The following is a 22,135-nucleotide window of genomic DNA, read 5'->3' as shown; positions in this document are numbered from 1 at the left end:
GCGTCACAGCGTCTTCCCGGTCGCCGGCCCCACCAGCAGGCCCTCGCCGAAGCGGTCGACGCGGACCGTGTCGCCGTCCTTGATCTCGCCGGAGAGGATCTCCTTGGCGAGGCGGTCGCCGATGGCGGTCTGGACGAGGCGGCGCAGCGGGCGGGCGCCGTAGGCCGGGTCCAGGCCCTCCTCCGCGAGCCAGCCCAGCGCCTCGGGGGTGACCTCCAGGGTGAGCCGGCGTTCGGCCAGCCGCCTGCCCAGGCGGTCGATCTGGAGCCGTGCGATCCGCTCCAGCTCGGGCTTGGTCAGCGCCGAGAAGACCACCAGGTCGTCCAGCCGGTTGAGGAACTCCGGCTTGAAGGAGGACCGGACGACCTCCAGGACCTGTTCCTTCTTCTCCGCCTCGGACGTCAGCGGGTCGACCAGGAACTGGCTGCCCAGGTTGGAGGTGAGCACCAGGATGGTGTTGCGGAAGTCGACCGTACGGCCCTGACCGTCCGTCAGGCGGCCGTCGTCCAGGACCTGGAGCAGGATGTCGAAGACCTCCGGGTGGGCCTTCTCCACCTCGTCCAGGAGCACGACGGAGTACGGGCGGCGGCGGACGGCCTCGGTGAGCTGGCCGCCCTCCTCGTAGCCGACGTACCCGGGAGGCGCACCGACCAGGCGGGCCACGCTGTGCTTCTCGCCGTACTCCGACATGTCGATGCGGACCATGGCCCGCTCGTCGTCGAAGAGGAAGTCCGCGAGCGCCTTGGCGAGTTCGGTCTTGCCGACGCCGGTCGGGCCGAGGAAGAGGAAGGAGCCGGTGGGGCGGTCGGGGTCGGCGATGCCCGCGCGGGAGCGTCGTACGGCGTCGCTGACCGCGCGTACGGCCTCGGTCTGACCGATGAGGCGCTTGCCCAGCTCGTCCTCCATGCGCAGCAGCTTCTGCGTCTCGCCCTCCAGCAGGCGGCCGGCCGGGATACCGGTCCAGGCGGCGACGACGTCGGCGATGTCGTCGGAGCCGACCTCCTCCTTGACCATCGTGTCCTTGGCGGCCTCCTCCTCGGCCTCGGAGGCGGCCTCCAGCTCCTTCTCCAGCTGCGGGATCTCGCCGTAGAGCAGTTTGGCCGCGGTGTCGAAGTCACCGTCGCGCTGGGCGCGTTCGGCCTGGCCGCGCAGGTCGTCCAGGCGCTCCTTGAGCTCACCGACCCGGTTGAGGGACTGCTTCTCCTTCTCCCAGCGGGCGGTCAGGTGCCGCAGCTCCTCCTCCTTGTCGGCGAGGTCGCGGCGCAGCTTCTCCAGGCGCGCGAGGGAGGCCGGGTCGGTCTCCTTGGCGATCGCCAGCTCCTCCATCTTCAGCCGGTCCACGGCGCGCTGGAGTTCGTCGATCTCGACGGGGGACGAGTCGATCTCCATGCGCAGGCGCGAGGCGGCCTCGTCGACGAGGTCGATGGCCTTGTCGGGCAGGAAGCGGGAGGTGATGTAGCGGTCGGAGAGGGTGGCGGCGGCCACCAGCGCCGAGTCCGCGATCTGCACCTTGTGGTGGGCCTCGTACCGGCCCTTCAGACCGCGCAGGATCGCGATGGTGTCCTCGACGGTCGGCTCGGCGACCAGCACCTGCTGGAAGCGCCGCTCCAGCGCCGGGTCCTTCTCGATCCGCTCCCGGTACTCGTCCAGGGTGGTCGCGCCGACCATGCGCAGCTCGCCGCGGGCCAGCATGGGCTTGAGCATGTTGCCCGCGTCCATGGCGGAGTCGCCGCCGGCACCGGCGCCCACGACGGTGTGCAGCTCGTCGATGAAGGTGATGATCTGCCCGTCGGAGTCCTTGATCTCGGCGAGGACGGCCTTCAGCCGCTCCTCGAACTCGCCGCGGTACTTGGCGCCGGCCACCATCGCCCCGAGGTCGAGCGCGACCAGCCGCTTGTCCTTCAGCGACGAGGGCACGTCACCCTTGACGATCCGCTGGGCGAGCCCCTCGACCACGGCGGTCTTGCCGACGCCGGGCTCACCGATGAGCACCGGGTTGTTCTTCGTACGACGGGACAGCACCTGCACGACCCGCCGGATCTCCGGGTCCCGCCCGATGACCGGGTCGAGCCGGCCCTCGCGGGCCGCGGCGGTGAAGTCGGTGCCGAACTTCTCCAGGGCCTTGTACTGGCCCTCGGGGTCGGCGGTGGTCACGCGGCGTCCTCCCCTGGCCTTCTTGAAGGCCTCCAGCAGCTTCTTGGCTTCGGCACCCTGCTGCTGCAGGAGTTCGCCGGCCCGGCCGCCCTTGGCGGCGATCCCGATCAGCAGATGTTCGGTCGACAGGTACTCGTCACCGAGCTCCTTGGCGCGCTCGTCGGCGTCGGCGAGCACGGCCAGCAGCTCGCGGTTGGGCTGCGGGGGCGCGACCGTGGACCCGGTCACGCTGGGCAGTGCGGCCAGCAGCTTCTCCGCACCGGCGCGTACGGCGGCCTGGTCCGCCTCGACGGCCGCGAGCAGGTCGGTGATGTTCTCGTTGTCCTGCCCGGCGAGCAGCGCCAGCAGCAGGTGGGCAGGCGTGAGGTCCGGGTGCCCCTCGGTCACGGCCCGGTTGCTGGCCGCGTTGATCGCGTCCCGGCTCCTGTTGGTCAGCTCGGCGTCCACGTTGTCCGTTCTCCTCCTCGGCCACACTCTCCACTGCTGACTTAACCAGCGTACACAAAGTTGAGTCTATTCCGCTCAAGTAGGGCAGGGAAGGCTTGCCCGGGCTAGGTTGCGGGCATGGCGAAGCACTCTGAGCAGTACCTGGAGTTCTGGCGGGAACGTCATCTGTGCACCCTGACGACACTCCGCCCCGACGGCAGTCCGCACGTGGTGCCGGTGGGGGTGACGTTCGACGCGGAGGCCGGGCTGGCCAGGGTGATCACCAACGGGACCAGCGCGAAGGTGCGGCATGTGCGCGCGGCCGGGGCCGAGGGCGCCCGGGTCGCGGTGTGCCAGGTGGACGGCCGGCGCTGGGCCACGCTGGAGGGGCGGGCGAGGGTGCGCACGGAGCCGGAACGGGTCGCGGAGGCGGTACGGCGCTACGCCGAGCGCTACGAGCGGACGCCGAGGCCGAATCCGGCGCGCGTGGTGATCGAGATAGAGGTGGAGCGGGCCCTCGGGAACGGCTGAGGCGACCGAAAACTTTCAGCCACCCTGGCAGCGCGCCCATACCGTGAAATTCCACGGAATATCCCCAGAAAACTGCAGCGGCGTCACCGTGTTCAGGTCACGGTGACGCCGCTGCGGGGGGAAGCACCTGAGCGATCTTTTACGACGGGGGAATCGCGTCAGGCACTGCGGGGGGTGGCTGAGATGGTCCTCAGGTCGCGGTCCGTCGGCTCCGCGAGCCGGTGGTCCCGCTGGTCAAGATTCACAAAGATCATTCCGTACCGGACGGCACACCGGACCGGCTGGGGCGCGCCACGGGGCTTGCGCAGGCACCGGTACGCCCGCACGTCCTCGTCCTCGTCCCGCGTCACGACGACCGGCTCACCGAACACGGTCACCATCAGCGAGTCACCGCTGTGGGGGATGGCGGTGACCAGGTCGATGAAGTGCCAGCCGGAGCGGTAGGCGGTGGCCATTTCGCGACGGAAGGACCGGTCGTCGGGTGGAGTGGTCATGCCGTTGCGTCCGCCGGAGTCGACCAGCCGACGTCCGTCGGGCTGCCGCCGGGCGCGACGCCCCAGCCGACGTCCGTGGGGCTGGCGCCGGCCACGACGCCCCAGCCGACGTCCTGGGCGGTGGTGTGTTCGGTGTTGGTCGGGCTACCCCAGCCGACGTCAAGAGGACCAGCCGCACCGCTGGCCAGCGCGACTACGAAGGCAGTGGCAAGCACCGAGCGAAGCATTCTCTTTTTCATGGTCGGCTTCGTCCTCACTTGATGGCTTCCTCTCCCCCGTGTGACAAGACGATGGCTCATTCAGGCACGTCAATGCCACACAGGAGATGCATCATGTTCCTGCACGTTCAGGACCCTGGGGGGTGGAGATTTGCCAACTAAGCGCACAAAACCGACACATCCTCACGGCATCACAGACCTCTGTGCCGACGGTGCGCGTCTCTACGCCAGTGCCCTCAGTTCCGGACGTATCTCCCGGGACGAGGCCGAGAACGCGCCCTGTCTGCTGGAGTTCGCCCTGCTCCACCCCGATCCGGACGACCCGGGCTGGCTGCGCCCGGTTCCTCCGTCCGTCGTACTCGCTCAGCAACTGCAGCCCCTGGAGCGCGAGATCCAGGACCGGCGGCGGGCCACCCTGGAACTGGCGGACACCTTCCAGCCGTTCCTGGACATCAGTGCCCAGAAACCGGCGACCACGCACGCGATCACCGTGCTGGAGGGCATCGACCGCATCCACCAGGCGCTCGACGTGGCGATCGCCGAGGCCCGCACCGAGGTCCTGACCGTGCAGCCCGGAGGCAGTCGGCCGGAGCACATCCTCAGCCAGGCGCTCAAACGCAGCAAGCCCCTGATCGAGCGGGGCATCTCCATGCGCACGCTCTACCAGCACACCGTGCGGCACAGCCAGAGCACCTACGCGTACATGGACCAGATGGCGGGCGCCAAGGTCGAGATCCGCACCCTGGAGGAGCTGATCGAGCGGCTGATCATCTGTGACACGACGGTCGCCTTCATCCCCGCCCAGGACGACCGGCAGGTCGCCCTGGAGCTGCGCCACCCCGGTCTTGTGCAGTACCTCATCAGGGTCTTCGAACAGCTCTGGCAGCGGGCCACCCCGCTGATGGACGAGGTGCCCTACGAGTCCACCCCAGAGGGCATCACGGGTGTCCAGCGGTCCATAGCGAAGCTGCTCATCGAGGGCCATGTCGACGAGGCGATCGCCCGCCGGCTCGGCATGAACGTCCGCACCTGCCGGGCCCACATCGCCAAGCTGGCGGCCGCCCTGGGCAGCGGCAGCCGGGCCCAACTGGGCTTCCTCATAGCCCAGTCCGGCATCCTCGACCGCGAGAGCTGACCGTGGCGCAGGGACAGGGCGGTGGCGCGGTGAGTGGATCGCCGCACCCCGAGCACGGTGTGGAGGACCTGTGTGCGGCCGGGGCGTCGCTGTACGAGCGGGCGGTGCGGGAGGGCCGGATCCGCGCCGAGGACGCCGTACCGGCTCCTTGTCTGGTGGATTTCGGGCTGCTGCATCCCATGGTCGACGACCTCGCCTGGCTGGAACCCGTCGCGCCCGCCGTCGCGCTGCACCGGCTGCTGCGGGCGTCCGAGGACCGCATCGCGGAGGAACGGCGGCGCGGTGAGCGGCTGGCCGAGTCCTTCGAGCCGCTGCTGCGGATCGACGACCCCGGGGGCCTGGCCACGGACACCCCGACGCTCCGGGTCCTCAGCGGGCTGGAGCGCATCAACGGCGCCCTGGACCAGGCCCTGGCCGGCACCTGCGGCGAGCTCCTCGCCATCCAGCCGTACACCGGCCACTTCCGCATCTCCCCCGAGCGCCGCGCGATGGCCCTGGCCCGCGACCAGGCGCTGCTGGACCGCGGGGGCCGGATCCGCACCCTCTACCAGCACACGCTGCGCCACGCCCCCTCGGTCCTCGCCCGCTACGAGGCCCTGGACGGCGATGTCGAGGCGCGCACCCTGGACGAGGTGACGGAACGGCTGCTCGTCGTCGACCGGGTGGTGGCCTTCGTACCCGCGAGCGCGGACCAGTCGCTCGCCCTGGAGGTCCGCCACCCGGCTCTGGTCTCCTTCTTCGTCACGACCTTCGACCGCCTCTGGCGCCTGGCCACCCCGATGTACCCCGAAGCCGCCCAGCCGCCCACCCTGAACGGCATCACCCCCCGCCAGCGCGCCATCGCCGCCCTTCTGATCGAGGGGCACACCGACGCCGCGATAGCCGCGCGGCTCGGCATGAACGTGCGCACCGCCCGACTGCACATCGCCAAGCTCGCCGCGACCCTCGGCAGCGAGAACAGGGCTCAACTCGGCTATCTCATCGGGCAGTCCGGGATTCTCGACCGGCAGGGAGAGGTGGACCGGTGACGCATCGGGAGCACGGGGTCGAGGAGTTGTGTGCCGCCGGGGAGGAGGTGTACGAGCGGGCCCTGCGCGAGGGGCGGATACCGGCCGGCGATGCCGCCGACGTGCCCTGTCTGACCGATTTCGGGCTGCTGCACCCCGTCCTGGACGACGTCGGACAGCTCGAACCGGTGGCGCCCGCCGCCGCCCTGCACCGGCTGCTGCGGGCCTCCGCGGCACGGGTCGCCGAGGAACGGCGGCGCGAGGACCGGCTGGTGGAGCGGTTCGAGTCGCTGCTGCGCGTCGAGGTGCGCAGGACGCCCGGCACCGGCACCGAGCCGGCGATGCTACGGCTGCTCAGCGGCACCGAGCAGATCAACCGGGCGATCTCCGACGCGATGGTGGACGCCACCGAGGAGTCCCTGACCATCCAGCCGCATGCCGGCCTCACCGGCCCGCGCGGCGAGGCGGCCCGTGACACCGCCTTCTGGCGCGATCAGGCGTTGCTGGACCGCGGCGGCCGGATCCGCACCCTCTACCAGCACACCCTGCGCCATGTGCCGGAGGTGTACGGGCCGTTGGAGCACTTCCGGCGCGGCGACACCGAGGCGCGCAGCCTCGACGAGGTGCCGGACCGGCTCATCGTCATCGACCGCAAGGTCGCCTTCCTCCCCGCCGACGACGACGGCACCCTCGCCCTGGAGGTCCGCCACCCGGCGCTGATCAAGTACTTCGTGACGACCTTCCACCGGCTCTGGCGGCTCGCCACGCCGATGTTCCCGAAGGCGGTGCAGCCCCCGTCGGTGAACGGCGTGACACCCCGCCAGCGGGCCATCGCCGCCCTCCTCGTCGAGGGCCACACCGACGCCGTCATCGCCGACCGCCTGGGCATGAACATCCGCACCGCCCGGCTGCACATCGCCAAGCTCGCCGCCACCCTCGGCAGCGACAGCCGGGCCCAGCTGGGCTATCTCATCGCACGCTCGGGGATTCTTGATCAGGAGCCGTGAGCGCGCCGGCCGGTGGCCCGGCTCCCCGGTGACCGTCCAGGCCGACCTGGGCGATCCGGACGCCCAGCTGGGTACGGCTGGCCGCGCCCAGGGTCTCCGAGAGCCGGGCGATATGGGCGCGGCAGGTGCGCACGCTGATGCCGAGCCGCTCGGCGATCACCGCGTCCTGGTGGCCCTCGGCGAGCAGCGCGGCGATGGACTGCTCGCGGTGCGAGATGCCCTCGATGCCGGTGTCGGGCAGGGGGGCGGTGAGCGGGATGGCCAGGCGCCAGAGGCGTTCGAAGACCGTCACCAGGTACTCCACCAGGGCCGGGTGGCGCAGCTCCAGGGCCATCGTGCGGTCGGCGTTCGCCGGGATGAAGGCCACCGTGCGGTCGAAGAGGATCAGGCGGTCGATGACCTCGTCCAGCGTCCGGGCCTCCACCGTGTCACCCATCAGCTCCAGGTAGTTCAGCAGGCCCTGGCCGTGGCGGGCCACATGGGTGTAGAGGTCGCGCATGCGCACGCCCCGGCCGCGCAGGGCCAGCGCCCGGTGCAGGCCCTCCGTCAGTTCCGCCTCCCGGCGGATGCCGCCCGGCTGCACGGTGAGCACCTCGGTCGTGCACGCCTCGGTCGCCTCGTCCATCGCGGCCTGGATCCGGGAGAGCCCGTCCAGCACCCGGATCGCGCTGCCCTCGGCCGGTGCGGCCAGCGCGCCCAGCTGACGGCCCAGCCCGGCGTACCACTCGAAGGCGGCCACCGCCGAGCCCACCCGGCGCTGGCTCGCGCTGACCTCGTCGTAGACCCCGCGCAGCAGCCTGGTCATGACCTCCTGCGGGGAGGTCGGCACCAGCCAGTCCATGTCGTCGGGGTCCGGGTGCAGCAGGGCCAGCTCCAGCAGACAGGGGACCGCCTCGGCGTCAGTGCGCGGCACGCGCCCCCGGCGTACGGCCCGGGAATAGACCCGGTCGCCGGCCGCGCACAGTCGGTCGGCGCCGTGTGGATGCTGCTCCGCCCCGCGCCCGGCCATGGCCCATTTCACCCCCGGTGTGCTGTCACTTCCGCAGCGCAACTATGCGCGGGCGCCGACCGGGTCCGCAACACGGCTCTCCCCGACACGGCTGCGGTAAAACACGGTTATGTCCGGGTATGTGGCAGGCTCCGCCCCTCGCATTGCAACAAGCTGATGGTGGTGGGGCGGACTGCGTCACGGCATCGTTGGTCCCGCTTCCCCCGGGTGTCACCGGAACACCTGACACCCGGAGCGGCCCTGGCCCGGCACCCCCCGCCCCGCCGGGGCCGCGCCCCGCGCCCACGGGGGTGGCGCGAGGCGCTCCGCGCCCCTGGGGTGCTGCCCTCAGGGGCGCGGAGGAACTCCCCCTACTTCAGACCGAGCGTCGCGCAGGCCGCCTTGTACTTGGCCGTGCAGATGTCGCCCACCGTGTAGATGCCGTCCGCGACGACCGTGGACTTGATGTTGGTCTTGGTCAGGGCGGTCGGCTGGATCAGCTTCGAGGGGATGTTCTTGTCGGTGGGGCTGTCGACCTTGTCCTGGGTGAGCGCGTCGAACTGGATGTCCTTGCCCTGGACCTTGGCGACGGCCATCTGCGCGGCGGCCTCGGCCTCGTCCGGGTAGGGCTTGTAGACGCTCATGAACTGCTCGCCGGCCACGATCCGCTGGACCGCGTCGAGTTCGGCGTCCTGGCCCGTGATCGGGGGCATGTTCGTGACGCCGGCCGCCTTCAGGGCCTTGATGACGCCGCCGGCCATGCCGTCGTTGGCGGCGTAGACGCCGGCGATGTTGTTCTTGCCGATCGCGGCGATCGCCCTGGCCATCTCGACCTCGGCGAGCTCCGGCTTCCAGTCCGTGGTGTCGTACGACGCCGCTATCGTCACCTTGCCGTTCAGCTCGGAGAGCGCGCCCTGCTTGAACTGCTTGGCGTTGGGGTCGGTGGGCGAGCCGTTCACCATGACGATCTTGGTGGAGGTGTCGGCGCTCGACCCGAGGCCCTCCAGCAGGGTCCGGCCCTGCACCTCGCCGACGAGCTCGTTGTCGAAGGAGACATAGGCGTCGATCGGGCCCTCGGCGAGCCGGTCGTAGGCGATGACCGGAATGCCCGCATCCTTGGCCTTCTTCACCTCGGGTGCGATCGCGTGCGAGTCGACGGCGTCGAGCATGATGATGTCGACCTTCTCGTCGATCATCTTCTGCATCTGCGAGGTCTGCTGGGAGGCGTTCGCGTCGGCGTTGAGGTACTCGATCCTGCCCTGCTTGCGGGTGAGTTCGGCGACCTTGTCCTTGATGATGGGGTAGTCGAACTTGTCGTAACGGGTGTTCGCCTTCTCCGGCAGCAGCAGGCCCACGGTGATGTCGTTGCCCTTGCTCGGGCTCGCGCTCGCGCCGTCCCCCGTCGCTCCCAGCACGCCGCATCCGGCGAGCGAGAGGGTCATCGTGGATGCGGCCACGGATATGGCGATACGACGCATTCGAGGGCTCACTTCATGTGCGATCCGGACGTAGGGCTGCTATACGACCCAGGTGTCTGAAAAGACAACGCGGAGGTCACACCCGGCGTCAAGCGGAACCACTTAACGAGTCCGCAACGCCACGCTCGGCTGACCCCGTGAAGGAGGAGCGGAATCACCTCCAAATGCTCTTTACGGACCCTCCATTCAAACGGAGTTCATGAGCCGGTAAAGATCGCCACAACCAACCGGGCCCTCCACGAGTCGTGATCACCGGCGGCCGTGCGCCGCTTTCCCGACTCGACCAGAGGACCGAATGAACCCAGCCAGACGCGGGGCCGCCACGGCCGTCGCACTCGCCACCGCCGGTACGTTGCTCAACGCGGTCACCCTGCCCGCCTCCGCCGCCACGACGTGCGCATCGCCGGTCTACAAGCGGACGTTCTACGCGAACACCACGTTCTCCGGCACTCCGAAGAAGTCGGACTGCGACACCGTCGTCGACCAGAACTGGACCGGCGCGCCCGTCACCGGGCTGCCGAAGGACAACTTCGGCGTCCGCTGGACCGTCACGCGCGACTTCGGCTCCGGCGGACCCTTCACGTTCGCCGTGTCCGGAACCGACGGCATCCGGGTCTACCTGGACGGCGTCCGCAAGGTGGACCTGTGGTCCAACACCTCCGGCACACGCGCGAAGACCGTCAACGTCACCGTCCCGTCCGGCAAGCACACCCTGCGCGTCGACCACGTCAACTGGACTGGCACCTCGAGCGTCAAGTTCGGCTACACACCGCGGACTTCGCCGGACATCGACAAGGTCAGGCCGCTCGCCCCGACCGGGCTGTCCTGGGACTACTACACCGGTGACCCGGACGGCATCCACGCCGTGCTCAGCTGGACGGCGAACAAGGAGATGGACCTCGCCGGGTACCGCGTGTACCGGCGGGTGGCGGGCACGAGCACCTACACGCGGGTCGGCACGACGACGGTGCCCCGCCTCAGCGAACGGCCGCCGCAGACCGGGCAGTCGTACTACTACGAGGTCCGCGCCTACGACAGGGCCGGCAACGAGTCCGCCGGAAGCGCCGACCAGGGCCCGGTCCCGTCACGGGACCTGACACCGCCCGCCGCCCCGAAGCTCACCGCGACCGGCTCCGAGGACGCCAACCGGTTGTCCTGGACGGCCGTCAAGGACGCCGTCACCTACCGGGTGTACCGCAAGGCCGCCGGCGACACCTCCTTCACCGTGCTCACCGACACCACGGACACCGGCTACACGGACACCAAGGCGGCGTACCGCACCGCCTACGACTACAAGGTCAGCGCGATCGACGCGCACGGCAACGCCGCCGAGTCCGCCGTCGTGAGCGCCACCCGGACCATCACGCCGCCGCAGGCCGTCACGGCGAGCACCGGCAGCGGCGAGGTGGTGCTCGGCTGGACCGAGCCCGCGGACACCACCGGCTACACAGTCCGCCGCGCGGAGGCCTCGGCCGACGGCTCCCGCACCTGGCAGACCATCACCTGTGGTTCGCCCACGAGCGGCACGGACGCCGACGGCAACACCGTGCGCGGCTGCACGGACTACTCCGGCCGCCGCGGCAACACGTACCACTACACGGTGCTGCGCAAGGACTCCTCCGGCCGGTGGTCCGTGCCCTCCGCCGAGGTCACCGCGACCCGGCCCGGCGACGAGACGCCACCGCCGGTCGTCACCGGCGTCGCCGCCGAGCCGCTGGAGTACGGCATCCGCCTGTCCTGGCAGCCCAGCACGGCGCCGGACCTGGCGTCCTATCGCCTCTACCAGCAACAGGACGAGTCCTACGACCCCGAGTACCTCGGGGAGGTGAACGCGTCGACGACGCAGACCCTGCTGTCCTGGCCGGCCGACGGCAAGTCGTACCGCCTGTTCGTCGTGGCCGTGGACGTCTACGGCAACTCCCTGACCTACCAGGACGATCCGGACGTCAAGGACTGGAGCGTGCCCGTCGCCTCGGTCCCGGTGACCGCGCTCGACCTGCGGCCCACCTCGGTCCCGGACGCCACGGCGGGCTGCCAGACGACGACCTGGAGGACCGCGAGCGGGATCAGGGTGGAGCCGTGGTGTCCGTACGAGGACACCTCCTCGGTGACCGGCTTCCACGTCTACCGCTGGGACCGCGCCGAAGCCCGGTTCGTCCGGCTGACCGAGACCCCGGTGGCCAAGAGCCGGGACGGCTGGTTCTGGACCGACACGAACGCCCCGGCCGGCACGACGGTCTACTACATGATCTCCCTCGTCCGGGCGGACGGCACCGAGGCCTTCGCCGAGACCGACTACGCCATCACCCCGCCGAGCGGTTCCTGACACGCCGAAGGGGCCCGCGGAAAGACCGCGGGCCCCTTCACCGTGTTCCACTCAGTCCTGTTGCCGCCCCTTCGGCCGCCACACGACCAGCGCGCTGGTCTGCTGGACCTCCTGGTACGGGACCAGGTCGCGGCGGTAGGAGGCGTGGACGGCGGCCTCGCGCTGCTGCATCGCGGCCGCCGCGCCGTCCAGGGCCGCCTCCAGCTCCGCGACGCGGGACTGCAGGGCGGCGACCTGGTTCTCCAGTTCGATGATGCGCTTGATACCGGCCAGGTTGATGCCCTCGTCCTGCGACAACTGCTGTACCTGGCGGAGCAGTTCGATGTCGCGGGCCGAGTAGCGGCGGCCCCGCCCGGCAGTGCGGTCCGGGGAGACCAGGCCCAGGCGGTCGTACTGGCGCAGCGTCTGCGGGTGGAGTCCGGAGAGCTGGGCCGCCACCGAGATGACGTAGACCGGGGTCTCCTCGGTCAGTTCATACGGGTTACGTCGACGGCCGTCCATCACTCTCAGTCTCCCTTCGCGGCCTCGAACAGCTCCGCCCGCGGGTCCTCGCCTGCGGTCGCCTCGCGATACGCCTCCAGTGCGTCACGAGCCTTCCCCGACAGGTCCTTGGGAACACGCACCTCGACGGTGACCAACAGATCGCCGCGGGTGCCGTCCTTGCGGACCGCGCCCTTGCCCCGGGCGCGCATGGTGCGGCCGTTGGGCGTGCCGGGCGGCAGTTTGAGGGTGACGGCGGGGCCGCCGAGGGTCGGTACCCGGACCTCGCCGCCGAGGGCCGCCTCGGCGAACGTCACCGGCACGGTGACGGTGAGGTTGTCGCCCTTGCGCCCGAACACCGGGTGCGCGCCGACGTGCACGACCACGTACAGGTCGCCCGCCGGTCCGCCCCGCTCGCCGGGCGCGCCCTTGCCGCGCAGCCGGATGCGCTGGCCGTCGGTGACGCCGGCCGGGATGCGGACCTGCATCGTGCGCGAGGACTTGGCGCGGCCGCTGCCCTTGCACTCCATGCAGGGGTGCTCGGCGATCAGGCCGCGGCCCTTGCAGTCGGGGCAGGGGTCGGTGAGCGAGAAGCCGCCGCCGGAGCCCCGGGCGACCTGCCCGGTGCCGACACAGGTCGGGCACACGCGCGGTGTGCCGTTCTTGTCGCCGGTGCCCGAGCAGGCCTTGCAGGGTGCCTGGGAGGACATGCGCAGGGGCACCGTGGCGCCCTCGATGGCCTCCGTGAAGCTCAGCGTGACCTCGGTGTCGATGTCCTGGCCGCGCCGCGGCTGGGTACGGGTCGTGCCCGCGCCGCCGCGGTTGAACAGTCCCCCGAAGACGTCACCGAGTCCGCCGCCGAAGCCTCCGCCCTGGGCGGTCCCGCCGCCTCCGAAGAGGTCCCCCAGGTCGAAGTTGAAGGAGCCGCCGGCGCCCGGCCCGGGGCGGAAGCCGCCGTTGCCGAACAGGGCGCGAGCCTCGTCGTACTCCTTGCGCTTCTTGGGGTCGCCGAGGACGTCGTTCGCCTCGGAGATCTCCTTGAAGCGCTCCTCGGCCTTGGCGTTGCCCTTGTTGGCGTCCGGGTGGAACTCGCGGGCGAGCTTCCGGTACGCCTTCTTGATCTCGGCCTCGGTGGCGTCCTTGGGGACGCCGAGGACCTTGTAGTAGTCCTTCTCGATGAAGTCCTTGGTGCTCATCCCCGACGCCCCTCCTTCCCCTTGAGTGTCCTCACGTCAGCCCTCGTCCGGGCCACCGTTCTCCTTGCCATCAGCGGCGCCGGCCTGCTTCGCCTCGGACGCCTTGTCTTCGGCGCCCTCGGTCTTGACGGTCTGCGCGCCGGGCTGCGGCTCGGCGACGGCCACCCGCGCGGGGCGGATGGTGCGCTCGCCGATGCGATACCCGGGCTGCAGGATCGCCACGCAGGTCGTCTCGGTGACGTCCGGCGCGTAACTGTGCATCAGGGCCTCGTGGATGGTCGGGTCGAAGGGCTCGCCCTCCTTGCCGAACTGCTGCAGGCCCATCTTGGCCGCGACGGTCTCCAGCGACTCGGCCACCGACTTGAAGCCGCCGACCAGTTCGCCGTGTTCCCGCGCGCGGCCGATGTCGTCGAGCACGGGCAGGAGCTCGGTCAGGAGGTTCGCGACGGCGATCTCCTTGACCGTGATCCGGTCCCGCTCGACCCGGCGGCGGTAGTTCTGGTACTCGGCCTGGAGGCGCTGGAGGTCCACCGTGCGCTCGTTCAGCGCCGTGCGCACCTGGTCCAGCTGGGCCACCAGACCCGCAGTTTCGTTTCCGTCCCCGGCCGGGGCCGCCCCCTCCTCGGAGGCGGCCTTCGGCTCGGCGTCGTCGGAGGTGGCGCCGGAGGGGACGTCGGGCTTCTCTTCGAAGCCCGGGGTCTCCTCCGTCACGCGGCACCGTCCTTGCGCTCGTCGTCCACGATCTCGGCGTCCACGACGTCGTCGTCAGCGGCCTTGCCGCCCTGCGCGGCGCCCTCGGGGCCGCCCGTGGCCTGCGCGGCCTGGGCGTCGGCGTACATGGCCTGGCCCAGCTTCTGCGAGACGGCGGCGACCTTCTCGGTGGCGGTGCGGATCTCGGCGGTGTCCTCGCCCTTGAGCGCGGCCTTCAGCTCCTCGACGGAGGCCTCGACCTCGGTCTTGATCTCGCCCGGGACCTTGTCCTCGTTGTCCTTGAGGAACTTCTCGGTCTGGTAGACCAGCTGCTCGCCCTGGTTGCGGGCCTCGGCGGCCTCGCGGCGGCGGTGGTCCTCCTCCGCGTACTGCTCGGCCTCCTGGCGCATCCGGTCGACCTCGTCCTTCGGCAGCGAGGAGCCGCCGGTGACGGTCATCTTCTGCTCCTTGCCGGTGCCGAGGTCCTTCGCCGTGACGTGCATGATGCCGTTGGCGTCGATGTCGAAGGAGACCTCGATCTGCGGGACGCCACGCGGCGCCGGCGGCAGACCGGTCAGCTCGAACATGCCGAGCTTCTTGTTGTACGCCGCGATCTCGCGCTCGCCCTGGTAGACCTGGATCTGCACGGACGGCTGGTTGTCCTCGGCCGTGGTGAAGATCTCGGAGCGCTTGGTCGGGATCGTGGTGTTGCGCTCGATCAGCTTGGTCATGATGCCGCCCTTGGTCTCGATGCCGAGGGACAGCGGGGTGACGTCGAGCAGCAGGACGTCCTTGACCTCGCCCTTGAGGACACCGGCCTGGAGCGAGGCGCCGATGGCGACGACCTCGTCCGGGTTCACACCCTTGTTGGCCTCCTTGCCGCCGGTCAGCTCCTTGACGAGCTCGGCGACGGCGGGCATGCGGGTGGAGCCACCGACGAGCACGACGTGGTCGATCTCGTTGATGGAGATGCCGGCGTCCTTGATGACGTTGTGGAACGGCGTCTTGCAGCGCTCCAGCAGGTCGGCCGTCAGCTGCTGGAACTGAGCCCGGGTGAGCTTCTCGTCCAGGTGCAGCGGGCCCTCGGCGGACGCGGTGATGTACGGCAGGTTGATCGAGGTCTCGGTGGAGGAGGACAGCTCGATCTTGGCCTTCTCGGCGGCCTCGCGCAGACGCTGCAGGGCCATCTTGTCCTTGGACAGGTCCACGCCGTGGCCGGACTGGAACTGCTTGACCAGGTAGTCGACGACGCGCTGGTCCCAGTCGTCACCACCGAGGTGGTTGTCACCGTTGGTGGCCTTCACCTCGACGACGCCGTCGCCGATCTCCAGCAGGGACACGTCGAAGGTGCCGCCACCGAGGTCGAAGACGAGGATCGTCTGGTCGTCCTTGTCGAGGCCGTAGGCCAGCGCGGCGGCGGTCGGCTCGTTGACGATGCGCAGGACGTTCAGACCGGCGATCTCACCGGCCTCCTTGGTCGCCTGACGCTCGGAGTCGTTGAAGTAGGCGGGGACGGTGATGACCGCGTCGGTCACCTTCTCGCCCAGGTAGGCCTCGGCGTCCCGCTTCAGCTTCTGCAGGATGAAGGCGGAGATCTGCTGCGGGTTGAAGTCCTTGCCGTCGAGCTGGATCTTCCAGTCGGTGCCCATGTGGCGCTTCACCGAGCGGATGGTCCGGTCCACGTTCGTGACCGCCTGGCGCTTGGCGACCTCGCCGACGAGCACCTCGCCGTTCTTGGCGAAGGCGACGACGGACGGCGTGGTCCTGGCACCCTCGGCGTTGGTGATGACGGTGGGCTCGCCGCCCTCCAGAACGCTGACGACGGAGTTAGTCGTGCCCAGGTCGATGCCGACCGCACGTGCCATGGTTGATTCCTCCAGCTGACTTGAGTGGAACGGACTCAAGTGTGCACGACGACCCCCGCCCGGTCAACAGACCTGAGTCGACAGGGCTCAAGTCTTATCCGTTCCTTACACGCAACTGGGTGCTGACCTGCGTCGATGGCATCCGTCGGGGCTGCTGGACAGGGATACGAAGGAGGACGCCGACGACCAGCACCACCCCTGCGGCCACCCACGCCACGGCCCCGTCCCCCGTCCACCCGGTGTGCACGAGCACCCCCACGAGCACCGAGGAGAAGGAGCCCGCCCCCAGCAGAACGACCGAGCCCTGCGGGGTGAGCCCGAGCGGCCGCAGCCGGTGTACGAGATGGTCGGGGCCCCGCCTGACCAGCGGACGCCCGGCCAGTCGCCGGGAGAGGACCACGAGGAGGGCGTCGGCGAGGGCGGGCGCGCCGAGGGAGAACATCACCGCCACACTCGGCTCGAACCCGTACCCCGCGCGCGTGAAGACGAGGGACGACGACAGCAGGAACCCGGTGAACAGCGAACCGCAGGCGCCCAGCCCGATCCGCGCGGGATGCCAGTTGTGCATCAGGAAGCCGGTGAGGGCGGCGGCGAGGACGCTCAGCAGGACGGCGAGCCCGTCCATCAGCTCGGCGGCCGCGCAGGCCCCCGCCCCGAACGCGGTGACGACCCCGACGGTCCCCGCGAGACCGTCCGCGTGATCGAGCCCCTTGAAGGCGAAGGAGGCGAGGACGATCCAGCCCACGGCGAGAAGCCCGCCCGGCACCCCCGTCTCCTCGTACGGCACCACGGAGGCCGCCGCCACGGCCGTACCCGCGACGAGCACGCGCGCGCGGATCCGCCACACGTCGCCGACCAGACCCAGCGCGGCGACCGCGGCGGCCGCGATCAGCAGCCGGTCCACCCCGTCCCCGAGCGGCGCGATCGCGGTCCGCTGCCCCACCCAGGCGACGAGACAGGTGACGGCCACCACGGCGAGCCCGCCGAGCAGCGGCAGCCGCCGCTGCCGGCGCCGGTCGAGGATGCCGGCCCGCAGCGCGGGCACCCTGAGCAGCGCCGAGAGCACGGCGGCGAGGAGCAGGGCGGCGGTTGCGGCGGCGATCCCGTAGAGCACGGCTCTAAGGTAGGGGCGAATGTAGCAAATCGGTATGAATAACACGATCTGATGACCCTGGGATGACGCTCGTCACCCCGCACGCGGCTGCATCCCGAAGGAAGATGGGGGTAGTCTCAGACGAACTGCATAAGTTACCGCTTAGTAATGTCGCTCGGTTAATTCGAGGCCGCCTCAGGAGCCCCAATGCAACTCGCCGCGATCATCGTGTCGCTGGTCCTGATCGTGGTCGGCGTGGCACTGTTCGGCCGCGCCCTCCTGCAGATCTACAACTTCATGCGGCTGGGCCAGTCGGTACCGGCCGGAACGCGGACCAACGACCCCGCACAGCGCACCATGACCGTGGTCAGGGAGTTCCTCGGCCACACCCGGATGAACCGCTGGGGCGTCGTCGGGGTGGCGCACTGGTTCGTGGCGGTGGGCTTCTTCACCCTGCTGCTGACGATCGTCAACGCGATCGGGCAGCTCTTCAAGGCGGACTGGATCCTGCCGGTCATCGGCGAGTGGGCGCCGTACAACGTCTATGTCGAGTTCATCGGCACCATGACGGTCGTCGGCATACTCGTGCTGATCGCGATCCGCCAGCTGAGCCACCCGCGCACCCCGGGGCGCAAGTCCCGCTTCGCGGGCTCCAACTTCGGCCAGGCGTACTTCGTCGAGGCCGTCATCCTGATCGTCGGCGTCTGCATCTTCATGCTGCACGCCCTCGAAGGCGCCCAGCACCACGTCGACGGCTACGAGGCCTCGTTCTTCATCTCGTACCCGGTGGTGTCGTGGCTGAAGGGCATGGACGTCTCCACCCTCCAGAACCTCACCTACTTCTTCGCCGGCCTGAAGATCGCGACCTCCTTCATCTGGATGATCGTGGTCGCCCTGAAGACCGACATGGGTGTGGCCTGGCACCGCTTCCTGGCGTTCCCGAACATCTTCTTCAAGCGCAACGCCACCGGTGAGACCTCCCTCGGCGCCCTGCTGCCGATGACCTCCGGCGGCAAGCCGATCGACTTCACCGACCCCGGCGAGGACGACGTCTTCGGTGTCTCCCAGGTCGAGCAGTTCTCCTGGAAGGGCCTGCTGGACTTCTCCACCTGCACCGAGTGCGGCCGCTGCCAGTCGCAGTGCCCCGCCTGGAACACCGGCAAGCCGCTCTCCCCGAAGCTGCTGATCATGTCTCTGCGGGACCACGCGCACGCCAAGGCGCCCTACCTGCTGGCCGGCGGCGGCAAGACGATGGAGGGCGAGGAGAAGGCCTCCGAGGAGCAGCTGAAGGACGTCCCCGCCGCCGCTCTCGCGGAGGCCGAGCGGCCGCTGATCGGCACCGCCGAGGAGAACGGCGTCATCGACCCGGACGTGCTGTGGTCCTGCACCACCTGCGGCGCCTGCGTCGAGCAGTGCCCCGTGGACATCGAGCACGTCGACCACATCGTCGACATGCGCCGCTACCAGGTCATGATCGAGTCCGCGTTCCCGTCCGAGGCGGGCACGATGCTCAAGAACCTGGAGAAGAAGGGCAACCCCTGGGGCCTGGCCAAGAAGCAGCGCCTGGAGTGGACCAAGGAGGTCGACTTCGAGGTCCCGGTCGTCGGCAAGGACATCGAGGACCTCTCCGAGGTCGAGTACCTGTACTGGGTCGGCTGCGCGGGCGCCCTGGAGGACCGCGCCAAGAAGACCACCAAGGCCTTCGCCGAGCTGCTGCACATCGCGGGCGTCAAGTTCGCGATCATGGGCGGCGACGAGAAGTGCACCGGTGACTCCGCCCGCCGCCTCGGCAACGAGCCCCTGTTCCAGGAGCTCGGCATGGAGAACGTGGCCGCGCTGAACATGGCCTTCGGCGAGGACGACGAGGACGAGTCGACCAAGAAGCCGAAGTCCGCCAAGAAGATCGTCGCCACCTGCCCGCACTGCCTCAACACGATCGGCAACGAGTACCCGCAGCTCGGCGGCGACTACGAGGTCATCCACCACACCCAGCTGCTCCAGCACCTGGTGGACGAGGGCAAGCTCGTCCCCGTCACCCCGGTCGAGGGCATCATCACCTACCACGACCCGTGCTACCTGGGCCGCCACAACAAGATCTACACGCCCCCGCGCGAGATCATCGGCAAGGTCCCGGGCCTGCGCAACGAGGAGATGCACCGCCACAAGGAGCGCGGCTTCTGCTGCGGCGCCGGCGGCGCCCGGATGTGGATGGAGGAGCGGATCGGCAAGCGCATCAACAACGAGCGCGTCGACGAGGCCCTCTCCCTGAACCCGGACATCGTCTCCACCGCCTGCCCGTTCTGCCTGGTCATGCTCACGGACTCGGTGAACGGCAAGAAGAACGAGGGCAAGGCCAAGGAGTCCATCCAGGTCGTGGACGTGGCCCAGCTGCTCCTCGACTCGGTGAAGACCCCGGTCGACCCGGCCGGCGAGACGGAGAGCGAGACCGAGCCGGAGCCCGAGCCGGTGAAGTGACACCGGCCGTCCCGGTCGTACGGCGCCCCCTGCCCCGCACAGGCAGGGGGCGCCGTCATTCCACCCCGGCGGCTGAGCCCGGCTGTCACAAACCCGGCCACACAGATGGTCGCGCTGCTGCGCAAGGGCGGTCACGAGGCCGTGCCGGCCACTCCCTCCACCGGCGTCAACGCCTACACCGGCGAGGGCCTGGCGGATGCGCCCAAGGGCGCCGACGTGGTCGTGGACCTGTCGAACTCCCCCTCCTTCGACACCGAGCCGGCCCTGGACTTCTTCACCCGCTCGGCGCAGCACCTGTTCGCGGCCGAGAAGGCGGCGGGGGTCCGCCACCACGTCACGCTCTCCATCGTGGGCGTCGACCAGCTACCCGACTACGGCTACTAACCGGGCCAAGGCCGCCCAGGAGCAGGCCGTACGCGACAGCGGAGTGCCCTACAGCCTCGTGCGCGCCACCCAGTTCTCGAGTTCATCGCCCCCGTGATGGACATGTGCACGGAGGGCACGCAGGTCCACCTGCCGTCCAACCGGCTGCGCCCGATGGCCTCCGCCGACGTCGCCGCCGCCGTCGCCGACGCGGCGCAGCGCGAACCGTCGTACGGCATCCGGAACATCGCGGATCCCGAGGTGCACCGGCTCGACCGGCTCGGCGAACTGACCCTGGCTGGCTCAAGCGGAACTGAAGCCGAGATGGGCAGATCCGTTCCACCAGCCTGACGAGAACGCGCAGGTCAGGGAGCCGGGGGTCGACTCCACGTGGAACGAATCCGCCGATCGTCTACGCCTCCTTGGGGCCCGCCTGCTGCACCACCTCGAAGGACCACAGGGTGGAGCCGGAAGCCGCGGGCTTCGGGCGCTCGGCGCCCTCTCCGCCCTGGTGCGCGGCCTTCATCGGTCCCTCCAGCCACGCCTGGAAGGACTCCTCGTCACGCCAGCGCGTGTAGACGAGGTAGGTGTCGGTGCCCTCGACGGGACGCAGCAGCTCGAACCACTCGAAGCCGTCGGAGCTCTCCACCGCGTGGGCCCGGGAGGCGAACCGCTTCTCCAGCACCTCCCGCTGCTCGGCGGGCACGGTCAGCACGTTGATCTTCACTACGCTCATGCCCCCATCCTGGCCCACCGCCCGCGCGCTCCGCCGCCGACCCGGGGTGTCGCCGCCAGTCGAACACGTGCATGATTGCGGGGTGTTGCGGGCGGGGCCGGTGAGGGGACGGTGACGGTGCACAGAACGCGGAGAGCGGCAGGAGCCGAGGTCGTCGGTGGGGCGGAGAGGGCGAGGACGCGTACGGCGGTCGCCCTCGGCTGCGCCCTCGCCTGCACTCTCCTCCTCGCCTCCTGCGGCCCCTCCGACGGCACCGAATCCGCCGGGACCACAAAGCCCCCGCACGCCCCCGCCCGACTCCCCGTCCCCAGGGGCAAGGGCAGCAAGGTCCCGGACGACTTCAACGGCGACGGCCACCGCGACCTGGTCCTCGACGACCTCGTCAAGGCGCAGCGCCACGCCGACGACGCCGGGATCGGGATCGTGTACGGCAGCGCGCACGGACTCGCCCCCGGCACACGGCAGTTGCTCACCGCGAAGAAGCAGGCCGCCGCCTCCCAGGGCCGGCTCCCGGCCGTCTTCGACGCGGAGGAGAGCTGCGACCTGAACGGCGATGGGTTCACCGACCTGATCGTGTCGACCGACCCGCCGTACGACGGACGGGGCCGGCCCCCGGTGCCGCTGCAGATCCTCTTCGGCTCGCCGGCCGGGCTGACCGGACGGGCCGTCCGGCTCGCCGTCCCGGCCCGTGCCCGCTTCGGCAACGACTGGCCCGACCAGCCGGTGTGCGGCGACTTCGACGGCGACGGCAGCAAGGACCTGGTGCTGCACGCGTCCGACGGCAGACTGACGTATCTGCGCGGACCCTTCAGCCGTCAGGGCGCACCGCACGCGGCCGGCGCCCCGCTGCCCGCCCCCGGAGAGGTGCCGACCGGCCCCGCGGCCGATGTGAACCGGGACGGGTACGACGACCTGGTCGTCCGTGCCGCCGACGGCCCCGGCAAGGCCGCCGTGGTCCTCGGCGGACCGGCCGGCCCGGACCGCACCGGCACGGTCCTGCCCGTCGGCAGCGATGTGGCCCTCGGCCGTTTCGGCGGCGGCAGCGCCCTCGACGCGGCGATCGGCGGCACCGCGGAGACGTTCCTGCGCTACGACCTCCCGGTCCCGTCCGCCCGCGGCACCCTCCGCTTCCCCGGCCCGACGCTGGACACCGGCGACTTCGACGGGGACGGGCGCGACGAGCTTGTCGTCGGCGGCTCCCGGCCGCACGTGCTCCGGGCGGGTGCCGAGGGCCTGTCGACGGCGGGGGCGGTCACCGTCGTACCGCCCGCGCCCGGCACGAACCGGGTGCTCGCGGTCGGTGACTTCGACGGGGACGGGCGGGCGGATCTGGTGGTGCGGACGTACCGCGGCGAGACGAAGGACACGGTCGCCCTCTACCGGGGTACGGCGAAGGGCCTGCTCCCGGCCAGGCCGACGACCCTCTTCTCGACCTCGCAGTTCCTGGCACCGTGACACGTCGACCCGACACAC

20 protein-coding genes are annotated in these 22,135 nt (G+C 70.3%); 9 read left to right on the top strand and 11 right to left on the bottom strand.

Annotation, left to right across the window (positions count from 1 at the left end; all coding sequences use genetic code 11):
* Positions 1-3 precede the first annotated feature (3 nt).
* Positions 4-2,601 carry an ATP-dependent chaperone ClpB gene (gene clpB, locus ACZ418_RS17135; protein WP_468363054.1) on the bottom strand — a complete coding sequence of 866 codons (2,598 nt, stop codon included), beginning with the start codon at positions 2,599-2,601 and terminating at the stop codon, positions 4-6.
* Between the two features lie 117 nt (positions 2,602-2,718).
* On the opposite strand from clpB, the gene ACZ418_RS17130 reads away from it, so the two are divergent.
* On the top strand, positions 2,719-3,111 hold the full coding sequence (locus tag ACZ418_RS17130; RefSeq protein WP_468363052.1) for a pyridoxamine 5'-phosphate oxidase family protein: 393 nt from the start codon (positions 2,719-2,721) through the stop codon (positions 3,109-3,111).
* A 158-nt stretch (positions 3,112-3,269) separates the two neighbouring features.
* Here the strand turns inward: ACZ418_RS17130 and ACZ418_RS17125 are convergent, their stop codons facing one another.
* Positions 3,270-3,605: a hypothetical protein gene (locus ACZ418_RS17125; protein WP_388623321.1), complete on the bottom strand. Its 336-nt coding sequence runs from the start codon at positions 3,603-3,605 to the stop codon at positions 3,270-3,272.
* Complete coding sequence (locus ACZ418_RS17120; RefSeq protein ID WP_468363050.1) at positions 3,602-3,820, bottom strand: hypothetical protein; 219 nt, start codon at positions 3,818-3,820, stop codon at positions 3,602-3,604. The genes ACZ418_RS17125 and ACZ418_RS17120 overlap by 4 nt, the downstream gene beginning before the upstream one ends.
* Before the next feature lie 154 nt (positions 3,821-3,974).
* Between ACZ418_RS17120 and ACZ418_RS17115 the strand changes: the two genes are divergently transcribed.
* From ACZ418_RS17115 to ACZ418_RS17105, 3 genes are read left to right on the top strand one after another with little or no spacing between them, the layout of a single operon-like run.
* A complete protein-coding gene (locus tag ACZ418_RS17115) occupies positions 3,975-4,958 on the top strand; it encodes a helix-turn-helix transcriptional regulator (RefSeq protein WP_468363048.1) in 984 nt (327 codons plus the stop codon).
* 29 nt (positions 4,959-4,987) lie between these two features.
* Positions 4,988-5,986, top strand: coding sequence for a helix-turn-helix transcriptional regulator (locus ACZ418_RS17110; RefSeq protein ID WP_468363046.1), 999 nt, complete (start codon positions 4,988-4,990; stop codon positions 5,984-5,986).
* A complete protein-coding gene (locus ACZ418_RS17105) occupies positions 5,983-6,972 on the top strand; it encodes a helix-turn-helix transcriptional regulator (protein ID WP_468363044.1) in 990 nt (329 codons plus the stop codon). The genes ACZ418_RS17110 and ACZ418_RS17105 overlap by 4 nt, the downstream gene beginning before the upstream one ends.
* Here the strand turns inward: ACZ418_RS17105 and ACZ418_RS17100 are convergent.
* Positions 6,935-7,981, bottom strand: a complete 1,047-nt coding sequence (locus tag ACZ418_RS17100; RefSeq protein ID WP_468363041.1) for a helix-turn-helix transcriptional regulator — start codon at positions 7,979-7,981, stop codon at positions 6,935-6,937. The two genes, ACZ418_RS17105 and ACZ418_RS17100, sit on opposite strands and share 38 nt — an antisense overlap.
* Before the next feature lie 350 nt (positions 7,982-8,331).
* Complete coding sequence (locus tag ACZ418_RS17095) at positions 8,332-9,438, bottom strand: sugar ABC transporter substrate-binding protein (protein ID WP_468363039.1); 1,107 nt, start codon at positions 9,436-9,438, stop codon at positions 8,332-8,334.
* A 295-nt stretch (positions 9,439-9,733) separates the two neighbouring features.
* Between ACZ418_RS17095 and ACZ418_RS17090 the strand changes: the two genes are divergently transcribed.
* Complete coding sequence (locus ACZ418_RS17090) at positions 9,734-11,764, top strand: fibronectin type III domain-containing protein (RefSeq protein WP_468363037.1); 2,031 nt, start codon at positions 9,734-9,736, stop codon at positions 11,762-11,764.
* A 51-nt stretch (positions 11,765-11,815) separates the two neighbouring features.
* On the opposite strand, the gene ACZ418_RS17085 is transcribed toward ACZ418_RS17090, so the two are convergent.
* From ACZ418_RS17085 to ACZ418_RS17065, 5 genes are all read right to left on the bottom strand, one after another.
* Complete coding sequence (locus ACZ418_RS17085; protein WP_468363035.1) at positions 11,816-12,265, bottom strand: heat shock protein transcriptional repressor HspR; 450 nt, start codon at positions 12,263-12,265, stop codon at positions 11,816-11,818.
* 5 nt (positions 12,266-12,270) lie between these two features.
* The gene (dnaJ, locus tag ACZ418_RS17080; protein ID WP_468363033.1) at positions 12,271-13,440 is read right to left on the bottom strand and encodes a molecular chaperone DnaJ; all 1,170 of its coding nucleotides are present in this window, start codon (positions 13,438-13,440) and stop codon (positions 12,271-12,273) included.
* A gap of 36 nt (positions 13,441-13,476) precedes the next feature.
* On the bottom strand, positions 13,477-14,151 hold the full coding sequence (grpE, locus tag ACZ418_RS17075) for a nucleotide exchange factor GrpE (RefSeq protein ID WP_468363031.1): 675 nt from the start codon (positions 14,149-14,151) through the stop codon (positions 13,477-13,479).
* Entirely contained in the window at positions 14,148-15,995 is a 1,848-nt protein-coding gene (dnaK, locus tag ACZ418_RS17070) for a molecular chaperone DnaK (protein ID WP_468363029.1), read from the bottom strand. Before dnaK ends, grpE begins: the two co-directional genes overlap by 4 nt.
* Positions 15,996-16,089: 94 nt before the next feature.
* Positions 16,090-17,109, bottom strand: coding sequence for an MraY family glycosyltransferase (locus ACZ418_RS17065; RefSeq protein WP_468363027.1), 1,020 nt, complete (start codon positions 17,107-17,109; stop codon positions 16,090-16,092).
* 186 nt (positions 17,110-17,295) lie between these two features.
* On the opposite strand from ACZ418_RS17065, the gene ACZ418_RS17060 reads away from it, so the two are divergent.
* The 3 genes from ACZ418_RS17060 to ACZ418_RS17050 all read left to right on the top strand — a co-directional run bounded on the left by ACZ418_RS17060 (position 17,296) and on the right by ACZ418_RS17050 (position 20,277).
* On the top strand, positions 17,296-19,563 hold the full coding sequence (locus ACZ418_RS17060) for a (Fe-S)-binding protein (RefSeq protein ID WP_468363025.1): 2,268 nt from the start codon (positions 17,296-17,298) through the stop codon (positions 19,561-19,563).
* Positions 19,564-19,668: 105 nt separating this feature from the next.
* Entirely contained in the window at positions 19,669-19,947 is a 279-nt protein-coding gene (locus ACZ418_RS17055; protein ID WP_468363023.1) for a hypothetical protein, read from the top strand.
* A 96-nt stretch (positions 19,948-20,043) separates the two neighbouring features.
* Positions 20,044-20,277: a hypothetical protein gene (locus ACZ418_RS17050; protein ID WP_468363021.1), complete on the top strand. Its 234-nt coding sequence runs from the start codon at positions 20,044-20,046 to the stop codon at positions 20,275-20,277.
* Positions 20,278-20,338: 61 nt separating this feature from the next.
* On the opposite strand, the gene ACZ418_RS17045 is transcribed toward ACZ418_RS17050, so the two are convergent.
* Positions 20,339-20,662, bottom strand: a complete 324-nt coding sequence (locus tag ACZ418_RS17045) for an antibiotic biosynthesis monooxygenase family protein (RefSeq protein ID WP_468363019.1) — start codon at positions 20,660-20,662, stop codon at positions 20,339-20,341.
* A 117-nt stretch (positions 20,663-20,779) separates the two neighbouring features.
* Here ACZ418_RS17045 and ACZ418_RS17040 point away from each other — a divergent pair, with 117 nt between their 5' ends.
* Positions 20,780-22,117 carry an FG-GAP repeat domain-containing protein gene (locus tag ACZ418_RS17040; RefSeq protein ID WP_468363220.1) on the top strand — a complete coding sequence of 446 codons (1,338 nt, stop codon included), beginning with the start codon at positions 20,780-20,782 and terminating at the stop codon, positions 22,115-22,117.
* The last annotated feature ends 18 nt before the right edge of the window (positions 22,118-22,135 follow it).

Source organism: Streptomyces sp. NPDC030820 (assembly GCF_055572075.1).
Note: the sequence above shows the minus strand (reverse complement) of the source record. Positions and strands in the feature narration are given on the sequence as shown.